3 protein-coding genes and 1 pseudogene are annotated in these 5,236 nt (G+C 66.0%); 2 read left to right on the top strand and 2 right to left on the bottom strand.

Features of this window, described 5'->3' with window-relative positions:
• On the bottom strand, window positions 1-640 hold a 640-nt coding region (locus EN780_RS27010; protein WP_128275818.1), incomplete at its 3' end, for an aldehyde dehydrogenase family protein.
• Window positions 641-815: 175 nt separating this feature from the next.
• Entirely contained in the window at window positions 816-1,766 is a 951-nt protein-coding gene (locus EN780_RS27005; protein WP_128275817.1) for an AEC family transporter, read from the bottom strand.
• 144 nt (window positions 1,767-1,910) lie between these two features.
• Between EN780_RS27005 and EN780_RS27000 the strand changes: the two genes are divergently transcribed.
• Window positions 1,911-4,922 (top strand): caspase family protein, encoded by a 3,012-nt coding sequence (locus EN780_RS27000; protein WP_128275816.1) that lies wholly within the window; start codon window positions 1,911-1,913, stop codon window positions 4,920-4,922.
• Window positions 4,923-5,006: 84 nt separating this feature from the next.
• Window positions 5,007-5,236 (top strand): annotated as a pseudogene (locus EN780_RS26995) (histidine phosphatase family protein); the annotation flags it as partial.

Here is a 5,236-nt window from a genome sequence, read left to right as displayed (position 1 = left end):
CCGCCGAACCGGTCAGGATGTTGATGACGCCCTTGGGGAAGCCGACTTCCTCAGCGAGCGCGCCCCAGGCGAGGCCGGAATACGGCGTCTGCGAGGCCGGCTTGACCACGGCGGTGCAGCCGGCGGCCAGCGCCGGGCCGAGCTTGCGGGCGAGCATCGAGGACGGGAAATTCCAAGGCGTGATGGCGGCGATGACGCCGACGGGCTCCTTGGTCACCAGGATCCGGCGGTCGCCCCAGGGCGACGGCACGATGTCGCCATACGTGCGGCGGCCTTCCTCGGCGAACCAAAGGATGTAGGCGGCGGCCGAGCCGATCTCGCCCTTCGATTCAAACAGCGACTTGCCCTGCTCGATGGTCAACAGCTCGGCGAGCACGTCCTGATTGTCCATCATGGCGTCGTGCAGCTTGCGCAAGAGCTTCGAGCGCTCGAGCGCGGTGGTCTTGCGCCAGCTCTTGAATGCTTCCTCTGCGGCCTCGATGGCGCGGCGCGTCTCGGCCTTGCCGGCCTTCGGCACGGTGCCGATCTTCAAGCCCGTGGCGGGATTGTTGACGTCGACCGTCTGGCCGCTGTCGGCCTGCACCCATTCGCCATTGATGAGATTGGCCTGGCGCATGAAATGGCTGGTTTTCTGAAGCATGGTCTAGCCTCCGTTCGGCGCGCTGATCGGCCGTTTTTCTGGATATTCGTTGGGCGTGCCCCGTGGCCGCACGCTGGCGCACTGCTCTTACCTAGGGAAAGGCCGGCAAGCAATCGCAAGATGGCATATAGGGGTTGGACCAGCAAAGGCGAGAGTTGGCCGCGCGGCCGCTCCCCTATCCGAAGACGTGGAGAACCACCGTCAGCCAGAAGGACGTGGTCACCACCGCGCTCGCCGTCGCGATGGTTATCTGGTTCGACGCCAGCGCCTGGCCGGTGTTGAACTGGACGGCGATCAGGTAGGAATTGATGCCCGAGGGCAACGCCGCCACCACCACCGCCACCTTGGCCGTCAGCGGCGGCAAGCCGAGCAGCCAGACCAGGCCAAGCACCAGCCCCGGCATCAGGAAGAGTTTCAGCGCAGACAGCGCCAGAGCCGGCCGGATGTTGCCGGAAATGCCGAAGCGGCGCAGGCTGAGCCCCATGGCGAACAGCGCCACCGGCCCGGCGGTATCCGCCAGGGCATCGACCACACGCGAGACGAGCTCCGGCAGCGGCGCGCCGCTCAGGCGGAAGGCAAGTCCGGCGAGTATGCCGATGATCAGCGGATTGAGGAACAGCCGCCTGAGGAAGCTGGTGACGACGCGCAGCGGATGCGCGGGCTCGCCGGCGCCGCGGCCGAACATCTCGAACAGGACGATCGAGGCCATCATCGTGACCGGCAGGTGGACGGAGACCAGCAGCGACAGGACCTCGAAGCCGCTCGGTCCGAATATGCCGAGGATGAAGGGCGCGCCGAGCAGGACGATGTTGGAATAGCCAGACGACACGCCGCCGACGATGCCCGTGCGCGAATCCCTGCCGAAGACCCGCGTGGTGACGAGATGCCCCACCGCCCAGGTGATGGCCACTGCCGTAAAATAGGCGCCCCATAGCGACCACGGCGCCACGCCGTGGAAATCGGACTTCACCATCGTCTGGAACAGAAGCAGCGGCATCGCCACGTTGATGGCGAATTCCGAGATGCCCTCGCCGCTCGCCGGCCTCAGATAGCCGGTGAACCCGGCAAGGTAGCCGAGCGCGACGAGGCTGAAGACGAAAAGGACGGTTTCGGTGAGCGGGGACATTTTTCCCGTGATAGGCGAGCCCCGTTTGCAACGCAATCGCGCCGGCCGAGGAAGGCCTACCCCGCTTCCTGCCCCCGCCCGAATTGATCAAGGTCGGCTGGCAGCGTTATAGAGGCTTGGGATCGTCAGGGGGATACGCGGCGAATGGGTTTGCTCAAAACCCCGAACCATCACCTTTCGGCAAGGGCGTGGCTGACGGTTTTCGTCACCGGCTTGCTCTGTCTCGTCGCGACGCTGGCCAACGGCGCGGAGAACCTCAAGGGCGTCGCTCTCATCGTCGGCCAATCGGCCTACGAGCACATCGCCACCCTGCCAAACCCGGCCAACGACGCCCGCGACATGGCCAAGATGCTGACCGATCTCGGCTTCGATGCCCGCAGCGTCACCGATCGCGATGCCGCGAAACTGAAGCGCGACCTCGAGCGCTTCGTCGAGGACGCCGAGGGTGCCGATGTCGCCTTCATCTATTATTCCGGCCACGGCATCGAGGCCGGCGGCGAGAACTACCTGGTCCCGGTCGATGCCGATATGTCCTCGCTGAAGGATGCCGACAACGCCCTGGTGCCGATCTCCGCCGTCATGGAGGAGCTGAAGAAGACGGTGCCGGTGACGATCATGCTGCTCGATGCCTGCCGCACCAATCCGTTTCCGCCTGACGCTGAGTTGCGCCGCGCGCCGACCGCCTCGGCCTCGCCGATCGGAGCCGGCGGGCTGGAACCGGTGCGCGGCGCCAAGGCGCTCGGCAGCGCGCCGGCGACGGAAAACCTAGGAACCGTGGTCGGCTTCGCCGCCGAGCCCGGACGCCCGGCGCTCGATGGCGCCGCCGGCGAGAACAGTCCCTATGCGGCGGCGCTTCTGCGCCACCTCGCCGCGATGAAGGGCACCGAATTCGGCTCGGTCATGCGCATGGTGACCGAGGAGGTCTATCTCGACACCAAGGCCAGGCAACGGCCATGGGTCAACGAAAGCCTGCGCCGGCTGCTCTATTTCGGCGTCGCGCCGCCGGAGCCGGCCGGCGATGACGGGCTGATCACCGGCGAGCGGCGGCAGCTGCTTTTGACCATCGCCGACCTGCCCGATCCGAAGCGCTCGCAAGTGGAACTGGCTTCGCAGCAGGACGGCGTGCCGCTCGACGCGCTCTATGGCGTGCTCAGGGCACTGGGCACGGAGAAGATACCCGAGGACCCAACGGACCTGGAAAAGCTCCTCGATGCCCAGGCCGAGCGGCTGAAGAAGATGCTGTCAGAGCGCGACGCGCTCAGCACCGACGACCCCGAGATCAAGCGCCTCGTAGCCTCGGCCGACAAGGCGATCGGCCAGGGCGCGATAGTCACCGCGCACAAGTTCCTCGACGAAGCGGTGAGCCGGGTCGAGCAGACCCGCGGCGCCGTCGACCAGGCGGAGGAACTGGTCCGGCAGAAGCGCCTTGCCGATGCCGCCATCTATGCCAGGCGAGCCGATGCCTCGGCGCTGGTCTTCGACTACAGCGCCGCCGCCAGTGACTACGGCAAGGCGTTCTCGCTGGTCGAGAAGTGGGACGACAAGCGGCGCTGGAATTACAAGAACCAGGAGGCCGAGGCGCTGAACGCGCATGGCGATGCCACCGGCGACAGGAAGGCGCTCGAGCAGGCGATCGATGCCTATCAGGTTATCCTCGGCTTTATTCCCAATGGCCAACAGAACCGCGACTGGGCGATCACCCGCAACAACATGGCGGTGGTGCTGCAGACCATTGGCGAGCGCGAAACCGACACGGCCAGGCTCGATGAAGCGGCACGGATCTTCCGGGACTCGCTGGTCGTCTTCGAGCGCGAGAAGGACGACCTCAACTGGGCCGCAGCCCAGAACAATCTCGCCAATGTCCTGTTGAAGATCGGCGAACGGGAGAGCGACCCCAAGCGCGTGAACGAGGCGGTTGCCGCCATGCGCGCGACGCTGGAAAAGCGGCCGCGCGACAAGGTTCCGCTCGACTGGGCCGCCTCGCAGAACAATCTCGGCCTGGCGCTTTACGCGCTCTCGGAACGCGAGCCCGGCGGCGAGCGCCTTGTTGACGCCGAGGCCGCCTATCGGCTGGCGCTGCAGGAGTACACGCGCGAGAAGGCGCCGGTGCAGTGGGCAATGGTTGAGAACAATCTCGGCAACACGCTGGTGTCGCTGGGCACGCAGCTCAACGATCAGGCGAAGATCACCGAGGCGGCCGCGGCCTTCCGCGCCGCGCTCGAGATCCGCACGCGCGAGACCTTCCCGGTTTCCTGGGCGACCAGCCGGCTCAATCTCGGCAACGCGCTGAGCAGCGCCGCCCGCTTCGATCTCGGCACCGGCGAGCTCGAAGAAGCGGCGACGGCCTATGGCGATGCGCTGACCGTCTTCACCCGCAAGCGTTTCCCGATGGACTGGGCTTCCACCCAGAACAATCTCGGCTCGGTCTACCAGACGCTCGGCCAGCGCGCCCGCGATCCGGCGAGACTGGAGCAGTCGGTTGCCGCCTTCCGGGCGGCGCGGCGCATCTACACCAGGCGCGCCTTTCCGCTCGACTGGGCGATGACCGCCTACAATCTCGGCAACACGCTGCAATTGCTCGGCGGCCTGTCCGACAAGCCGGAACACTACAAGGATGCGGCGATGGCCTATCGGGACGCGTTGCGAGAATACAAGCGCGAGACGACGCCGCGGCAATGGGCGCTGGCCCAGGCCGGCCTCGGCTCGGCGCTGCATTGGCTGAGCATGGCCGAAGGCGATACCAAGTCCCTGGCCGAGTCGGTCGTCGCGCGCCGGGCCGCGCTCGAGGTGCTGACCTTGGAAGCGGCACCCGTCGATTGGGCGAACGCGCAGAACGGCATCGGCATGAGCCTGCTTAATCTCGGCACGCTCGAACGCAGCGGCAAATATCTGGACGAGGCCGAAGCGGCCTTCCAGGCGACGCTCAAAGTGTTCACCCGCGACAGCCAGCCGCTGCAGTGGGCCTTCGCGCAGAACAACCTCGGCGATGTCCATTGGAACCGCGCCAGCCAGGGCGGAGGCGACGCCGATTATTTGAAAGCGATCGAGTTCTTCGAAAATGCCAAGGAGGGTTTTGTCGAAGCCGGCTACACCATCCCGATCCCGCTCACCGACAAGAAGATCGAACTGGTGAAGCAGCAACTGGCGAAGAAATAGCCCGAGCTTGTCTTTCAGCCGGCTTTGCGGTCCCTATATGGCGCTCACCGCCGTCGCTGCCGGTGGATGCAAGAAGGATGGCTGATGGTTCGATTTCTCCTGGCGCTGATGCTGCTCCTCGCTTCTGCCACGGCGCATGCGACGGATGCCGGCTGGGCGCTGCTGCGCGACGGCGGCCATATCGTGCTTTTGCGCCATGCCATGGTCACCGGCGCTGCCGATCCGGCCAATTTCGACATCGCCAAATGCCCGACCCAGCTCAATTTGTCGGCGCGCGGCCAGCAGCAGGCGAGCCGGATCGGCGCCCTGTTCGC

Source organism: Mesorhizobium sp. M4B.F.Ca.ET.089.01.1.1 (assembly GCF_004022605.1).
GTDB lineage: Bacteria > Pseudomonadota > Alphaproteobacteria > Rhizobiales > Rhizobiaceae > Mesorhizobium > Mesorhizobium abyssinicae.
Note: the sequence above shows the minus strand (reverse complement) of the source record. Positions and strands in the feature narration are given on the sequence as shown.